This is a genomic window from Mycobacterium angelicum, from assembly GCF_002086155.1.
GTDB lineage: Bacteria > Actinomycetota > Actinomycetes > Mycobacteriales > Mycobacteriaceae > Mycobacterium > Mycobacterium angelicum.
Genome location: NZ_MVHE01000004.1, coordinates 44,687 through 60,676, shown reverse-complemented (window position 1 = coordinate 60,676; position 15,990 = coordinate 44,687). Strand labels below are relative to the sequence as shown.

Sequence of the window (15,990 nt, the reverse complement as noted above, 5' to 3'; positions counted from 1 at the left end):
TGATCTAACGATAACTTGCCACCTGGTGTTTGGCGCTGCGACGAGGCGTTCCGGGACGGAACGCTGAGGAGCCGCGCAATCCGGGCGCGCGCTGCGACGAGGCGTTCCGGGACGGAACGCTGAGTGTGAACTGACGGCTTCGAGCGTGCGCTTAGGGCGGTGAAACCGCGATTTCACCACCGTGACTACCCACTCGAAGCCAAGGCCGCACACTCGAAACCAAGACCGCACACTCGAAAATCCCAGAGCACTCGAAACCCAGAGCGCACTGAACAAGTCGTCCACTCGAAACATCCGCGACACCGGCCACAGCTGCGGGTCCGCGACCCACAGTCGCTCAAAGGCGGGCAAACACAACATCCCAGCAGCACAGATACTCCTGCGACAATTCCAGCCAATGTGACGCAAGAAGCAAAGCGCGAGGCGGCCCCGCCGCGCCGATAGGCCACAATATGCGGATGCGCAGGGTGCTGATCGGCGTAACGGCAGCGGCCATCGTCGTCGCCACGCTTCTCATCGGCGCCGTCGGCGTCGATTTCGGAGCCAGCATCTACGCCGAATATCGCCTGTCCACCACGGTGCGAAAAGCGGCCCATCTGGGCTCGGACCCCTTCGTCGCCATCCTCGGCTTTCCCTTCATCCCCCAGGCGATGCGAGACCACTACAGCGAGCTGGAAATCAAGGCATACGCCGTCGCGCACTCGACCGTCGGCCAGGCCACCCTCGAGGCAACTATGCACTCGATCGACCTCACCTACGCGTCCTGGCTGATCAGGCCCGACGCCAAACTTCCGGTGCACAAGCTGGAAAGCCGCATCATCATCGACTCCAACCACCTGGGCCGCTACCTGGGCATCAATGACCTGATGGTGCAGGCGCCACAGCAGGAGAGCAATGACGCGACCGGCGGCACCACCGAATCCGGGATATCGGGCAGCCACGGTGTGGTGTTCAGCGGCACCCCGAAATCAACCAATTTCGATCACCGCGTCAGTGTCGCAGTAGACCTGTCCCTGGCTCCCGACGATCAGACCACCCTGGTGCTAACGCCCACAGCCGTCGTAACCGGGCCGGACACCGCCGACCAACAAGTCCCCGACGACAAGCGCGACGCGGTGCTGCGCGCGTTCGCCGGCAGGCTGCCGAATCAGAAGCTGCCGTTCGCGGTAGCGCCCAACACCGTGGGCGCGCGGGGCTCCGACGTCATCATCGAAGGCATCACCCGTGACGTCACGATCGCGCTGGACGGATTCAAGCAGTCATGAGCGCTGACCCATTGTTGGCTTGATCACTATGTCATTGGGTAAGCTTGCCGACGTGTCAGCCCGCATCGAGCCCCTGCGCACCACGCGCCGCACAGCTGATTTGTGCCGTATCACGGGCTGTTGCTGTTGCTGTAGCTGCTGAGTAGTCGCGCCCACCCACGCAACGCTCGGAACCTTTCCCCGAGGTGTTCCCGTTCCGTGCCACAGGCGCATTCAAACGCTTTAGTCAGAAGAATCGAAAGGATCCAAAACCATGGCACGCTCTGACGTCCTGGTCTCCGCCGACTGGGCTGAGCGCAATCTCAGTAATCCCGGGGCCGCCAACGTCGTCTTCGTCGAGGTCGACGAAGATGCCAGTGCTTACGACGGCGGTCACATCGCCGGCGCGATCAAGCTGGACTGGCGCACCGACTTGCAAGACCCGGTCAAACGCGACTTCGTCGACGCCCAGCAATTCTCCAAGCTGCTGTCCGACCGCGGTATCTCCAACGACGACACCGTCGTCCTCTACGGCGGCAACAACAACTGGTTCGCCGCCTACGCGTACTGGTACTTCAAGCTGTACGGCCACGAGAAGGTCAAGCTGCTCGACGGCGGCCGCAAGAAGTGGGAACTCGACGGTCGCCCGCTGTCCGGCGACACCGTCAGCAGGCCCGCCACGTCCTACACCGCGGCCGCACCGGACAACTCGATCCGGGCCTTCCGGGACGAGGTGATCGCGGCCATCAACGTCAAGAACCTGGTCGACGTGCGCTCACCCGACGAGTTCTCCGGCAAGATCCTGGCCCCGGCCCATCTGCCGCAGGAACAAAGCCAGCGGCCCGGGCACATCCCCAGCGCGATCAACGTGCCGTGGAGCAAGGCGGCCAACGAAGACGGCACCTTCAAATCCGACGAGGAGTTGGCCAAGCTCTACGCGGACGCCGGACTGGACGGCGAGAAGGAAACGATTGCCTACTGTCGAATCGGGGAACGGTCCTCGCACACCTGGTTCGTCCTGCGGGAATTGCTCGGGCATAGGAATGTCAAGAACTACGACGGCAGTTGGACTGAATACGGCTCCCTGGTGGGTGCCCCGATCGAGTTGGGAAGCTGATATGTGCACTGCACCAAAGCAAGGACTGACGTTGCCCGCCAGCGTCGACCTGGAGAAGGAGACGGTGATCACCGGCCGGGTGGTGGACGGCGACGGGCAGGCAGTCGGCGGCGCGTTCGTTCGCCTGCTGGATTCGTCCGACGAGTTCACCGCCGAGGTCGTGGCATCGGCCACCGGTGACTTCCGGTTCTTCGCCGCGCCGGGATCCTGGACACTGCGCGCGTTGTCGGCGGCCGGCAACGGCGACGCCGTGGTCACGCCCTCGGGCGCCGGCATCCACGAGGTCGACGTCAAAATCGCCTGACGGCCCAACCCCACGACCGGGCCAAGAGGAAATACACTCTTCCCGTGGTGCTGTTCTTCGAGATCATGCTGGTCCTGGCGACCGTGGTCATCTCCTGGTTCGCGCTGTATGCGCTGTATCGGCTCATCACTGACGAGTCGTGACCTCAGACGACCCGGTTTCCGGCGATCGCGCCGTGGCCGCCGCGGCTGAACGCGCCAAGCTGACCGCGGCGCGCAACATTCCCGCCTTCGACGATTTGCCGGTTCCACCCGACACCGCAAACCTGCGCGAAGGCGCCAACCTCCACGACGCGCTACTGGCGCTGCTGCCGCTGGTAGGTGTGTGGCGCGGCGAAGGCGAAGGCCGCGCCCACGACGGCGACTACCGATTCGGCCAGCAGATCGTCGTCTCGCACGCCGGTGGCGACTACCTGAACTGGGAAGCCCGCTCCTGGCGTCTCAACGAGGCGGGCGAATACCTGGAACCAGGTCTGCGCGAGACCGGCTTCTGGCGTTTCGTCGCCGATCCCGACGACCCGAGCGAGTCACAGGCGATCGAGTTGCTGCTCGCCCACTCGGCCGGATATGTCGAGTTGTTCTACGGGCGGCCGCGCACCCAGTCGTCCTGGGAGTTGGTCACCGATGCGCTGGCCCGCAGCCGTTCGGGCGTTCTGGTCGGCGGAGCCAAACGGCTCTACGGCATCGTCGAGGGTGGAGACCTCGCCTACGTCGAAGAACGGGTGGACGCCGACGGCGGGCTGGTACCGCACCTGTCGGCGCGGCTGTCCCGGTTCGTCGGATAGCCGGGCGGTCGGCGAATGCGTCCCAGACGACGTGCCCCGCGCCCGCTGCGTTGGGCCCTGGCCGCCTCCGGCGTGCTGCTGATCGTTTACCTGGCCGCGGTGGCGGCGCAGCCCGCAATTCTGCACGTGCTGCCGTCGTGGCTGCGCTGGTTCGGCGAACCGGGATCGATGGCGACGACCGCGATCGTGGTCGCGGTGCTGGTCGCGGTGTGCGTGATGACCTTCCGGGCCAACACCAGCCACCGCCTGGTCGGGGTTTCGTTCAGCGTGATCGCGGTTCTGATCAGCATGAGCGCGGTGCTCGGCCTCAGTTCGTACTGGGCTTGCCACGACGCCAACCACCCGGCTGTCTTCACCCCGCTGATGTTGACGGCCCAGTTGATCAAGGGCAGCAGCGGCGACTACTCACTGGGCGGCCACGTGTGCCCAAGCCCCACTCCGGTCGGCCTCGAGGTGGCGCGGATGGCCGCGGTCTCGGCGATCTTCACCGGGTTGGGTGGCGTCGTGGTCGGTGTGTTCCGGTCGCAGGTGGACCGGTTGCGGGCCAACCTCGCCGATTCCGTGACCGCCGTCGTCGGGGTCGACAACGACACCGAATCGATGATCAGCGGGATCGCCCGGACGCTGGATCGGCGCAGCACACTCGTGGTGATCACCGGCGCCGGCGACGATCGCGTACAGCGGGTCCGCCGGCTGGGCGCGCGAGTGGTGCTGGCGGACTTCAATACTCCGTCCACCCTGGTGTCGTTGCGGCTGTGGCGGCATCTCGGACGGCTGTACCTGATGGCGCCCGATCCGGCGACCAATCTGTTGTGGCTGGACCTGATCAGCCGCCGGCTCGCCGAGGTGGGCACCAAGCAGCGGCTGCCGCTGATCGTGCGCATCGACGACCCGTGGCTGGCCGAGGCATGGCGTGCCCAGCAGTTCGGCGGAGCCGACACCCGGTGGGCCGCCGATGTCGTCGGCAAATACGAGGTGACCGCGGGGCGGCTACTCGACGGCGTCATCGCGGCCAAGAATATAAAGCGCGTATTCGTTTGCGGCACTTCACAATTGACCTTAGCGCTGTGCGCCGATCTGACCCGTCGCGCACTGGAGCGCGACTTCTACTCAGCGCCCGGCGAGACACCGCTGCCCGCCCTCACCCTGGTCGAGAGAAACGCCGACGAATACCTGCAGGATCACGAATTCTATAGGCAGCAAGCAGGATTCATGTCGGACGGACCGCAGATCGACGCGATCACCGAGTCCCCGACCGTACCAACCCTGCTGCGGCTGATCGGCGACGCCGACCCCGAAACCAGCGCCGTGATCCTGGTCGACAGCAACGCCTCGACAACGGGTACCCGGCTGGCCGCCCGATTCCCCGGGATGCCCGTCTACGCCTGGGATCTCAACACCAACATCGCCGACGACGCGACCCAGGTCGTCGGCATGCTGCAGCCCTACTCCCTGGTTTTGGACACCCTCGAGGGGCAGGTCCAGGACGCGTGGGAACGCGCGGCAAGGCTCATCCACGAGCGCTATGTTGCGACCATCGACCCCACCTGGACGCGCGGCCCGGCTTCGGTCCCGTGGACCGAGCTCGACGAGTTCTACCGCGGCTCCAACCGGCGCCAGGTGCGCAATGCGCTATGGATGGTGGAGCAGATCGCCGGCCACACCTGGAACACCTGGGGCAGCCCACCCGCGCAATTGTCGGGACGCGACATGGCGAATCTGCCCCCGCTGCAACAGCTTGATCTGATGGGCTTCGACCAGGCCTCAGCGCTGGACATGGCCAAGGCCGAACACGAGGACTGGTGTCGCTATTACCGTCGCAACGGCTGGAAATACGGCACACCGCGCGATGACGCCCGCAAAATCCACGACAAGATCGTGGATTGGTCAGTGGTGGAGAGCAACCCCGACCTGCTCAACGCGGCCGTGCGCAGTTTGGCGGCCACCCTGTGGAGCTTGCGCCAACTCGGCTATCGCTCCCGCCCGCTGTGGCAATCGTTCAGCCGGGTCGGGGTCGTCTCCGCCGAGCAGCGAGACGCCCCATGGACATGGAAGTCGGACTCGGGACACACCATGCAGGCCGACGCCGGAGACTGGGCGGTGCAGCTCGACGGAAAGACGTGGTCGGTGCGCGACGACATCTTCCGCGACACCTACGAGCCGGCCGGTGACGGACAGTGGCGCCGCAAGGGACGCGTGCAAGCCCGGCCCGCGCACGCCGGCGAGACGGTGAACACCCTCGAAGGGCCGACGGTGGCCGCCGAAGGCGACTGGGTGGTGCGCGGCGTCGACGGCGAGCAGTGGCCCGTCCCCGGTAAAGAGTTCGCTCAGCGGTATACCGAATTTCGTCAGCCGGCAGACGCCGACGCGCAGGACAGGGTTGATAGCTGACAGCGCGATTGCTGTGGATAGCACCATGCGCTACCGTCTCAGCACGGATTCGCCGTGTTAGCTCCCTGTGTCTCAGTTGAGGAGACTGCTATGGCCATATTCATCAGCTACTCGAGCCAGGACCGGTCGTCGCTGGAAGCCCTGACGACCGCGCTGAAGCGTGCGCAGCAGCAGGTCTGGTTCGATCAGGAGCTTGGTGGCGGCGACGCCTGGTGGAACGCCATCCTCGAGCAGATCCGCTCGTGCGACGTTTTCATCGTCGCGCTTTCGAACAACTGGCTATTGTCCAAGCCCAGTCTGGCCGAGCTGCGCTATGCGCAGGCGCTGAACCGGCCGATTCTTCCGGTCCGGGTCGGGCCGGTGGACAGCATGCGCGTCAATCCGGTAGCCACCCTGCAGATCATCGACTACACGAACCCGACCGTCGATGCCGGCATCCAGCTGGTCACCGCAATCCACGGGCTGGCGGCCAAGGCTCAGCCGCTGCCGTCGCCGCTACCCGAAGAGCCACCGGTGCCCTTCGGCTACATCACGCGGTTGGGCAACACGCTTGCCGAGAAGGAGCTGAGCCCCCAGCAGCAGCTGCAACTGTTGGTCGAGCTGCGATCGGGCCTGGATGAGGACGGCGACGATCCGAGTGCGCGCGGCGACATCGCCCAACTGCTGCGCATGCTGCGCCTGCGCCACGACGTCACGTACCGCACCCGCAGCGAAATCGACAATGTGCTGGCCGAGATCGAGGCCAAGGACAAACCCTCGGCAAAGCCGGCCGCGCCCGCCGCCAAGGCGGTACCGCCGACGCAGCCCAGCGCCGCCCCGCGGCCGCCGGCGAGTCAGCCCGCCCCCGCGGCACCTGCTGGCGGCCAATCGAACAAGCGTCTGCTCATCATCGGCGGTGCCGCGCTGGCCGTTGTGGTGGCGATCGTGTTGATCGTCGTCTTTGCCACGCAGGGCGGTGGCGGCAAGAAGCCGGCCGCGAAACCGGGCGGCGCGACACCCGCAGCCGGAACCGCGGCGGGGACCCCGGCGGCCAGGCTCGACCAGGTTCTGCTCGGCGCGCCGGAAGTCGGCAACATCGTGGGCGACCCGGGCATAGCGTCGGCAGGGCGCGGCGACCAGCTGCGCCCCCAGCAGGGGACGCTGTCGATCCCGGACTGCCTCGGGCTGTTCGAGCCGCTGGAGGAGGTCGTATACAAGCCGCACGGCCCAACCGAAGTGCGCTTCGAGATATTCAAGACGCCGGGAAGCGACACCGGCCACCGGGTGGTGGAAGCCGCGGCGGTTTTCCCGTCGGCCGACAAGGCCCGGGCGTTGGTCGAGGCCTCCGCGGAGAAGTGGCGTGCGTGCGCGAATCAGACGGTCAAGTTCACCAGTTCGGGTAAGACCGCCGAATGGACCGTCGGCGAGCTAACCGGGGCCGCCCCGAAGATCACCCAGGTGCGGACCTTGGCCGACGGCAGCGGACGCGGCTGCCAGCATGTGCTGAGCGCGGTGGGAGACATGGTCATCGACGTCCAGGCGTGCGGGCCGGAGCCCGGCGACGCAGCCGCCCGGATCGACGATCAGATGGGCACCAAGGCGAAGAAGTAGCGCCAGCGGCGGAGACATGGAACGGCCCCCGAGGGATTTCCCGGTTGGACAGACCGGAAACTCGGGGGCCGGGTGGCTGCGGGGAGTTCGCCAGCGCGCGTTGTCGCCAGCTCTTCCGAGCCAATTGCAGCAGCTAGCGCGCAGCCACCTCACATGTCCATGAAGCTATCAATTTCGCGGACCACCTCCTTCCCTGTGTACGGCCGACCGTACCCGCACTTCGGCCCGCCGACAACAGATTTAGCGGTCGCTGACGATGGCGGAATCCACCAACTCGGCAACCGCGGCGGCAAGCGGCGAACGCGGTAACCGCCGGCCGTCAAGGGTATGCACGCGGGCGGCCAGGGTCATGCTCGAAATGAGCCAGATTCCCTGAGCGTCAAAGAGATCGGTGACGCGCAGCGCCCGGTAGTCGCAGTCATAACCCTTGTCCCGGGCGACCTCGAAAAGCGCTTGTTGAGTGGTGCCGCGCAGGATCGGATACCACGGCGGCGGGGTCAGCAGGCACGGCGACTCGGGACCGTCAACGGCGATCACCACCGTCGAGCGTGGGCCCTCCAGCACGTAGCCGTCCGAACTGACGAAGATGACGTCACCGGCGCCCTGGCGGGCGGCGTGACGCAGAACGGCCATGTTGACGGCGTAGGAAAGCGTCTTGGCTCCCGCCAGCAGCCAGGGCATTGCGTCGGCGCCGACGGCGGGCAACCCGCGATCCAGCGTGATCACCGATACTCCGTCGCGGCGGACGCCGGCCACCCGCTCGGGTACCGGGTTGACCATCACATACGCGGTCGGGGCCGTCGGGGTCGTAGGGGCGCTCTCCCGGCCACGGGTGTAGATCAGCCGCAGCGCGCCCTCATCAGCGGTGCCACTGGCCCACTGCCGAGTCGCCGCCTCGATCGCGTGCCGCCAGCTGGGCAAGTGAGGTTCGGGCAGGTCCATCAATCGCGATGACTGGGTGAGCCGCTGCAGGTGCGGCTCTACCAGGCAGGCGTGGCCGTCGCGGACCAGCAGCGTCTCGAAGACACCGTCGCCGCGTACCACCGCGAGGTCGTCGGCGTGTAGCAGCGGCGTTCCCGCCTCCAGAACCTCCCCGTCGAGCGTGACGACCACACCAGCCATGCCTGAGCAGCCTAGCCGCGAGCGTGCAGCCAGTTGCACGCTCGTCGCCGAACGTGAAGCTGGCTTCACGTTGGGCAGCGCGACCGTAGAGTGGCGGAGTGACCCGCAAATGACCGCAGTTCCCGCTCCGGATACCGGCCCCGACGCCGGCGCGATCTGGCACTACGGCGATCCGCTGGGCGAACAGCGCGCGGCGCAAACCGACGCCGTGCTGATCGACCGCTCCCATCGGGCCGTGCTCACCCTGACCGGCGACGACCGCCAAACCTGGCTGCACACCATCTCCACCCAGCACGTCAGCGAGTTACCCGAAGGCGCCAGCACACAGAATCTCAGCCTGGACGGACAGGGCCGCGTCGAGGACCACTGGATCCAGACCGAACTGGGCGGCACCACCTACCTCGACACCGAGCCCTGGCGGGGTGAGCCGCTGCTGGACTACCTGCGCAAGATGGTGTTCTGGTCGCACGTCACCGCGGAGGCCGCCGACCTGGCGGTGCTGTCACTACTGGGGCCCGGGTTGACTGACCAGCGGTTACTCGACGCCCTGGGGCTGGACGCGCTTCCCGAAATCGCGGCGGCCCCGCTTGCGCACGGCGGTTTTGTCCGGCGAATGCCGGGCTCGCCTGACGGCTATATCGAACTGGACCTGCTGGTACCGCGCAGCGACGCGGCGAACTTGCGGCAGCGCGTGACCCAGGCGGGGGTCCGGCCGGCCGGCGTATGGACCTATGAGGCCCACCGGGTGGCGGCCCTGCGCCCACGTCTCGGAGTCGACACCGACGAACGCACCATTCCCCACGAGGTGGCCTGGATCGGCGCACCTGGCGCGGGCGCCGTCCACCTCGACAAAGGCTGCTATCGCGGCCAAGAGACAGTGGCCCGGGTACACAACCTGGGCAGGCCGCCCCGAATGCTGGTGCTACTGCACCTGGATGGGTCGGCGGACCGGCCGTCCACCGGCGACGCGGTCCTTGCCGGAGGTCGCGCGGTGGGACGGCTCGGCACGGTGGTTGAGCACGTCGACCTCGGGCCGGTGGCATTGGCCCTGGTCAAACGCGGTCTGCCGGCCGAAACCGAACTCGCGACGGGCACCGAGGGGGACATCCCCGCGGTGATCGATCCCGAGTCGATGCCGGCCACCGATGGAATGGGCGCCGGACGGCTGGCTGTCGAGCGGTTACGAAGCGGGCCGACCCGGCAGGCAGGGCCAACCCACGCCTAGGCGCGAGGCACGGTAAACTGTCGTCAGGACAATAACGACACAAGAGATCGGAGCCGCCTACTCGTAGGCCGCTCCGTTATTTCGCGAGGGGGTTCCCCCATGGGCCGCGGCCGGGCTAAGGCAAAGCAGACCAAGGTTGCTCGAGAACTGAAATACAGCTCCCCCCAGACCGACTTCCAGCGGCTACAGCAGGAGCTGTCAGGGACGAGCACCGATGAGTCCGACGGCGACAGCTCCGACGACTCCTGGCACGACGAAGGCGACTGGCGCCGCTAGAACCGTCTGCCCGCGCTAGGGCCGGTTCCTAGAACCTCGGGTGTTGCCCGACCAGCTTGGCCCGCGGGCCTTCCTTTCCGCCTTTGCAGATGGTCCCGAGGACCCAGCAGTCCAGGTGCCGTGCGGTCAGGATGGCCAGGGCGCGGTCGGTGTCCTCGGGGGCCACCACGGCGATCATGCCGACGCCCATGTTGAACGTCTTTTCCATCTCAGCCCGGGTGACCCGGCCGCGCTGTGCGATCATGGCGAACACCGGCGCGGGCGTCCACGTGCCGCGGTCCACCTCGGCAACCAGCCCGTGCGGAATGACGCGCTCCAAGTTGCCGGCCAGCCCGCCGCCCGTGACGTGACAGAACGTCCGGACATGAGTTTCGGCGGCCAGCGCCAGGCAGTCCTTGGCGTAGATCCTGGTGGGCTCGAGCAGTTCTTCGCCCAGGGTGCGCCCGAACTCCTCCACATACCCGGCCAGGTTCATCCGGTCGATCTCCAGCAGCACCGAGCGGGCCAGCGAGTAGCCGTTGGAATGCAGGCCCGACGAGCCCATCGCGATAATGACGTCCCCGGGTTTGACGCGGTCGGGGCCCAGAATGTTGTCCGCCTCGACCACGCCCACACCGGTGGCCGACAGGTCGTAGTGATCCGGTTCCATCAGCCCCGGGTGTTCGGCGGTCTCGCCGCCCAATAGGGCGCAGCCGGCCCGCACGCAGCCCTCGGCAATACCGCCGACGATCGCTGCCAGCCGTTCGGGCACCGTGCGGCCCACAGCGATGTAGTCCTGCAGGAACAGCGGCTCAGCGCCGCACACCACCAGGTCGTCGACCACCATTGCGACCAGATCCAGGCCGACGGTGTCGTGCTTATCCATCGCTTGGGCCACCGCGAGCTTGGTACCGACACCATCGGTGGAGGCGGCCAGCACCGGTTCGCGGTAGTCGCCCCGCAGTGCGAACAACCCGGCGAAGCCGCCGAGCCCGCCGCGCACTTCGGGCCTGGTGGCCTTGGTGGCCAGCGGCCTGAACAACTCGACGGCGCGGTCACCGGCTTCGATGTCCACCCCGGCCGATGCATAGGTGATGCCCTGGTTGTCCGGTCGCAGGTATTGGCCGGGTCCGGAACCTTGATCCGTCATCGCGATAAAGGCTACCGGGCCACGCGCGGCGCCGGTATCAGGTGCCGGTGCTGTCGCTAATGCGGAATTGGAACTTCATCGGCGGCAAGCTCGCCCAGCCCGGCCCCGCGGGCCGCATTGGTGAGCATGTGCTCGACGACGTTCTTGCCCAGCGCGGTTTCGCCGGGCAGTTCGATCGGATACACGCCGTCGAAGCAGGCGGTGCACAACCGCGAGGCGGGCTGCTCGGTCGCCGCGATCAGCCCACGCAGGGAGATGTAGCCCAGCGTGTCGGCGTTGATGGCATGCCGTACCGCTTCGAGCATTTCTCCGCCGTCCTCGACCGCGTTGGCGATCAGCTCCGCCGGCGACGGGAAATCGATGCCGTAGAAGCACGGCCACTTCACCGGCGGTGAAGCGATTCGCACGTGCACCTCGAGGGCACCGGCCTCACGCAACATCCGCAACAGCGCGCGCTGGGTGTTGCCCCGAACGATCGAGTCGTCGACGACGATGAGCCGCTTGCCGCGGATCACCTCTTTGAGCGGGTTGAGCTTGAGCCGAATGCCCAGTTGGCGGATGGTCTGAGACGGCTGAATGAAGGTCCGCCCGACGTAGGCGTTCTTCATCAGGCCCTGCCCGTAGGGAATGCCGGATTCCTGGGCGTACCCCACCGCGGCCGGGGTGCCGGATTCGGGCACGCCGATCACCAGGTCGGCGTCCACCGGGCATTCACGGGCCAGCTGACGACCGATCTCCAGCCGCGAGGCGTGCACGGAACGGCCGGCGATCGTGCTGTCCGGCCGGGCCAGGTAGACGTATTCGAAGATGCAGCCCTTGGGCGTGGGGTTGGCGAAGCGGGTGGAACGCACCCCGTCGGCGTCGATCGCCAGCAATTCGCCCGGCTCGATGTCACGAACGAACGACGCGCCGACGATGTCGAGCGCGGCCGTTTCGGAGGCCACCACCCAGCCGCGATCCAGCCGTCCCAGCGACAGCGGCCGCACCCCATGCGGGTCGCGGCACGCGTAGAGCGTGTTTTCGTCCATGAACGTCAGGCAGAACGCTCCGCGGACGGTCGGCAGCAGCTCCAGTGCGGCCTGCTCCAGGGTGGCATCGGCGGCACCGTGGGCCAGCAGCGCGCCCAGGATGTCGGAGTCCGTGGTCGCCGGGGCCGGGCAGCGCCGGGCGATCAGACCGGCGTCGCGCGCGCGCGCCGCCAGGGCGGCCGCGTTGACCAGATTGCCGTTGTGGCCCAACGCGACGCCGGTGCCGGCGGCGGTATTGCGGAATACCGGCTGGGCGTTTTCCCAGGTGGTGTCGCCGGTAGTGGAGTAGCGGCAATGGCCGATGGCGACGTGGCCCTGCATGGCAGCCAGGGTTTGCTCGTCGAACACCTGGCTGACCAGGCCTAGGTCCTTGAAGACCAGTACCTGGGAGCCGTCGGCGACGGCGATTCCCGCGGCTTCCTGACCGCGATGCTGCAACGCGTACAGGCCGTAATAGGTGAGCTTGGCGACATCTTCACCCGGGGCCCAAACCCCGAACACACCACACTCTTCACGGGGAGAACTCAGGTCTTGCTCGGGCTGCTGTTCGGTCACGGTTTGGCGGCTCCCTGGGGCGCGATTAGTGACGTAACGGAGTTTACGGGCAACAAGCCCTCCTCGCCGAATCAGACGTGACCGGTGATTTGGGACAAACTGTCCATTGACCGTGAACGCACAGATCAGCCACGTTATTTCAGGCCAAATTGACCAGCGGTAACCACTGCTCGATTTCGCCGGCCCGCGCGCCGGAAAGGGTCAACGACCCCGTCGCCGCCGCTTGGGCCAGCCCGAGCAGCCCGGTGGCCACCAATAACCAGGTGCGCGGATCGGTTTCCACCACATTGGGCGGGGTGCCGCGGGTATGTCTGGGCCCGGCCACACACTGCACCGCGACAAACGGCGGTATTCGGACCTCGACGCTGGCGCCGGGGGCCAGTGCGGTCAGCGTGCGTGCGGTGAGCCGAACCGCGGTGGCTAACGCAGCACGGTCAGGTGCCGGCAGGGATTCGTCGCGCAACCAGTCGGCGATGCCCAACACGACTTGCCGGGTCTTCGCCGGATCGGCTCTGTCACGGGCAGCCATACTTTAGGGTCTCAGAATCATGGAGCCTCGCCGTCGGGGCAGGCGGCCACCGTACAAGATCATCGGCCTGGTAGCGCTGATGACGGTAACGCTTGCCTTGATGGCCTTGTACGGCCAGTTCCGCGGAAATTTCACCCCGAAGACCAAGCTCACGATGATCGCTCCGCGAGCGGGTTTGGTGATGGATCCCGGCGCCAAGGTCACCTACAACGGGATGCAGATCGGTCGGGTGTCCAGCATCTCCGAGATCACCCACGAGGGCGTGGCGGCGGCCAGGGTGGTGCTGGACGTAGATCCCAAATACATCGCGTCCATTCCGGCCAACGTCGCTGCCGAAATCAAGGCGACCACCGTGTTCGGCAACAAATACGTGTCATTGACGTCGCCGGAAAACTCTGCGGCCCAACGCATCACGCCCGCGACGGTGATCAATGCGACGAAGGTGACGACGGAGTTCAACACGTTGTTCCAGACGCTGACGTCGATCGCCGAGAAGGTGGATCCGGTCAAGGTCAACGTAACCCTGAGCGCGGCCGCTGCGGCCCTGAGCGGATTGGGTGACAAGTTCGGCACCGCGGTGGTGAACGGCAACGCCATCCTCGACGAGGTGAACCCGCAGCTGCCGCGGGCTCGCCAGGACATCGCTCGGCTGGCGGCACTGGGCGACGTCTACGCCGACGCGGCACCGGATCTGTGGGACGCACTCAACCGGGCGGCGATCACCGCGCACACCGTCGACCATCAGCACGGCGATCTGGATGCGGCGTTGCTGGCGGCGGCCGGACTGGGTGACACCGGTTCAGACGTACTCGGTCGCGGCGGTCCATACTTCGCCCGTGGGGCCACCGACCTGGTGCCCACGGCCCAGCTGCTCGACGAGTACAGCCCCGAAATCTTCTGCACCATCCGCAATTTCCACGACGTGGCGCCTCGCATCTACAAAGCAGTCGGCGGCGACAACGGCTACTCGCTGGGGGCCGCGTCCGGCAGCATCGCCGGCGCGCAAAACCCGTACATCTATCCGGAGAACCTGCCGCGGGTCAACGCCCGAGGCGGACCAGGCGGCCGGCCCGGATGCTGGCAACCGATCGTCCGGAACCTGTGGCCGGCACCGCTGCTGGTGATGGATGTCGGCGCCAGTATGGTGCCCTACAACCATTTCGAACTGCCGTCGCCGATGCTCCTCGACTACGTGTGGGGCCGCCAACTGGGCGACAACACGATCAATCCCTGAAGATTGGCGACATGACACTGCTGCCCCTCCGCGCGCTGGCTGCCGCGGCTGTGACCGTGCTGGCGCTGACGAGTTGCGCGGGCGGCCGTCCGGGGGCGAGTAAACCGAGCGCCGGGTGCCGGACCGTGGCCGCCGATCCCGCCTGGTACGGCGATAACCGCGACCGGATCAACGCGATGATCAAACAACTGGGCACCTGCGGCAAAACCGGATCCGTCGCCGACGGCGCTCGGCTGGCACTGTTCGACTGGGACAACACCACGGTGCGAAACGACGTCGGCCATGCGACGTTCTTCTGGGTGGTCCGCAACTCCAAGATTCGCCAGCCTTCGGATTGGGCAACCACCAGCCAATTCCTCACGGCGCCGGCGGCCACGGCACTGGCCGCCGCCTGTGGCGCCCTGGCGCCCCCGGGACAGCCGCTGCCGACCGGCGCGGCAACGGGCACCGAATGCGCCGACGAGCTCGTGTCCATTTACAACGACGGGCAGACCCGCTCGGGTGCAACGGCATTCGACGGGTACAACCACCGCCGCTTCAAACCGGTCGATGCCTGGTTGCTGCAATTGCTCGCCGGCTGGACCGACGCCGATGTGAGCGGATTCGCCGTCGCGGCACGGCAGCAGAATCTGGACGCCGCTCAGGGCGCCGAGCAGACCGTGGGCAGCACCCGCCAAACCGGCTGGGTGCGCTACTACCCGCAGATGCGCGATCTGATCGGGACCCTGCAGGCCAACGGATTCGACGTGCGGATCATCTCGGCCTCTCCGGAGGCGGTGGTTCGGGTGTGGGCGGCCGACGTCGGGGTCGGCGCCGACAAAGTGATGGGCGTTCGCACCGACCACGACGGCGGCGCGGTGACCACGCGCCTCGCTTCGTGCGGCGGAGAGACGAGCATGCCCTTCAACGAAGGCAAACGGTGCCGGGTCAACGAGCAGGTGTTCGGCGTGCAGGGGCCGGCGGCGTTCCAGCCGCTGCCGCCGGAGCGGCGCCAGGTGTTCGGCGCCGGCGACTCCGACGGGGACGTGTCGTTCACCATGGACGCCACCGCGCTGCGACTCGTGCTCAACCGCAACCAGATCGAGCTGATGTGCCGGGCCTATGCCGACTCCGACGGCAAGTGGTTGGTCAATCCGACGTTCATCAACCCGCTTGGGATGAGCCCGCCCTATCCGTGCGCGACCCAGGGCTACGACGAGCCCGACGGCGGTCAGGCTCCGCTGCGAATACCCGCCGGGCCCGACGGGAAGCTCGTTCCCGACCAGCCCGACCGGGTGTACCGAATGTGACGCAGCTGCGACGGGCGGGTTTCCAGAAGGTGTCTGCAGCACGCTAAATCCACTGTCCTGCAAGAGTTATCGCTATAACCGCATAACTTCTTGTGAATCTTTGTAAATGCCTGGTCGCCGCGGTGCGCGGGCGCCGGATGTGTGAGATCCTCTCCGGTGCCGTAGTCCCAACT

Annotated in this window: 14 protein-coding genes; 10 read left to right on the top strand and 4 right to left on the bottom strand. The window is 66.8% G+C overall.

Translation table 11 applies throughout. The annotated features are described in order from the left end of the window. Positions 1 to 452 precede the first annotated feature (452 nt). From lmeA to BST12_RS04135, 6 genes are all read left to right on the top strand, one after another. The gene (gene lmeA / locus BST12_RS04160; protein WP_083111747.1) at positions 453 to 1,265 is read left to right on the top strand and encodes a mannan chain length control protein LmeA; all 813 of its coding nucleotides are present in this window, start codon (positions 453 to 455) and stop codon (positions 1,263 to 1,265) included. 253 nt (positions 1,266 to 1,518) lie between these two features. Beyond that, positions 1,519 to 2,361 carry a sulfurtransferase gene (locus BST12_RS04155; RefSeq protein WP_083111746.1) on the top strand — a complete coding sequence of 281 codons (843 nt, stop codon included), beginning with the start codon at positions 1,519 to 1,521 and terminating at the stop codon, positions 2,359 to 2,361. A gap of 1 nt (position 2,362) precedes the next feature. Continuing rightward, positions 2,363 to 2,665: a DUF1416 domain-containing protein gene (locus BST12_RS04150; protein ID WP_083111745.1), complete on the top strand. Its 303-nt coding sequence runs from the start codon at positions 2,363 to 2,365 to the stop codon at positions 2,663 to 2,665. A gap of 139 nt (positions 2,666 to 2,804) precedes the next feature. Then, complete coding sequence (locus BST12_RS04145; RefSeq protein WP_083111744.1) at positions 2,805 to 3,449, top strand: heme-binding beta-barrel domain-containing protein; 645 nt, start codon at positions 2,805 to 2,807, stop codon at positions 3,447 to 3,449. Positions 3,450 to 3,464: 15 nt separating this feature from the next. Then, the gene (locus BST12_RS04140) at positions 3,465 to 5,840 is read left to right on the top strand and encodes a hypothetical protein (protein ID WP_083111743.1); all 2,376 of its coding nucleotides are present in this window, start codon (positions 3,465 to 3,467) and stop codon (positions 5,838 to 5,840) included. A gap of 90 nt (positions 5,841 to 5,930) precedes the next feature. Further along, entirely contained in the window at positions 5,931 to 7,430 is a 1,500-nt protein-coding gene (locus tag BST12_RS04135; protein ID WP_083111742.1) for a sensor domain-containing protein, read from the top strand. Between the two features lie 240 nt (positions 7,431 to 7,670). On the opposite strand, the gene BST12_RS04130 is transcribed toward BST12_RS04135, so the two are convergent. After that, positions 7,671 to 8,543, bottom strand: coding sequence for an aminodeoxychorismate lyase (locus BST12_RS04130; RefSeq protein ID WP_083111913.1), 873 nt, complete (start codon positions 8,541 to 8,543; stop codon positions 7,671 to 7,673). Between the two features lie 118 nt (positions 8,544 to 8,661). On the opposite strand from BST12_RS04130, the gene ygfZ reads away from it, so the two are divergent. Together ygfZ and BST12_RS04120 are read left to right on the top strand one after the other, a co-directional pair. Next, positions 8,662 to 9,777: a CAF17-like 4Fe-4S cluster assembly/insertion protein YgfZ gene (gene ygfZ / locus BST12_RS04125; RefSeq protein ID WP_083111741.1), complete on the top strand. Its 1,116-nt coding sequence runs from the start codon at positions 8,662 to 8,664 to the stop codon at positions 9,775 to 9,777. Positions 9,778 to 9,876: 99 nt separating this feature from the next. After that, positions 9,877 to 10,053 (top strand): DUF3073 domain-containing protein, encoded by a 177-nt coding sequence (locus BST12_RS04120; RefSeq protein ID WP_083111740.1) that lies wholly within the window; start codon positions 9,877 to 9,879, stop codon positions 10,051 to 10,053. A gap of 28 nt (positions 10,054 to 10,081) precedes the next feature. Here the strand turns inward: BST12_RS04120 and purM are convergent, their stop codons facing one another. The 3 genes from purM to BST12_RS04105 all read right to left on the bottom strand — a co-directional run bounded on the left by purM (position 10,082) and on the right by BST12_RS04105 (position 13,294). Beyond that, the gene (purM, locus tag BST12_RS04115) at positions 10,082 to 11,182 is read right to left on the bottom strand and encodes a phosphoribosylformylglycinamidine cyclo-ligase (protein WP_083111739.1); all 1,101 of its coding nucleotides are present in this window, start codon (positions 11,180 to 11,182) and stop codon (positions 10,082 to 10,084) included. A 56-nt stretch (positions 11,183 to 11,238) separates the two neighbouring features. Next, complete coding sequence (purF, locus tag BST12_RS04110; RefSeq protein WP_083111738.1) at positions 11,239 to 12,765, bottom strand: amidophosphoribosyltransferase; 1,527 nt, start codon at positions 12,763 to 12,765, stop codon at positions 11,239 to 11,241. A gap of 139 nt (positions 12,766 to 12,904) precedes the next feature. Then, positions 12,905 to 13,294: a sterol carrier family protein gene (locus BST12_RS04105; protein WP_083111737.1), complete on the bottom strand. Its 390-nt coding sequence runs from the start codon at positions 13,292 to 13,294 to the stop codon at positions 12,905 to 12,907. Positions 13,295 to 13,313: 19 nt separating this feature from the next. Here BST12_RS04105 and BST12_RS04100 point away from each other — a divergent pair, with 19 nt between their 5' ends. Next, positions 13,314 to 14,528, top strand: coding sequence for an MCE family protein (locus BST12_RS04100; RefSeq protein ID WP_083111736.1), 1,215 nt, complete (start codon positions 13,314 to 13,316; stop codon positions 14,526 to 14,528). An 11-nt stretch (positions 14,529 to 14,539) separates the two neighbouring features. After that, positions 14,540 to 15,817: a haloacid dehalogenase-like hydrolase gene (locus tag BST12_RS04095; RefSeq protein WP_083111735.1), complete on the top strand. Its 1,278-nt coding sequence runs from the start codon at positions 14,540 to 14,542 to the stop codon at positions 15,815 to 15,817. The last annotated feature ends 173 nt before the right edge of the window (positions 15,818 to 15,990 follow it).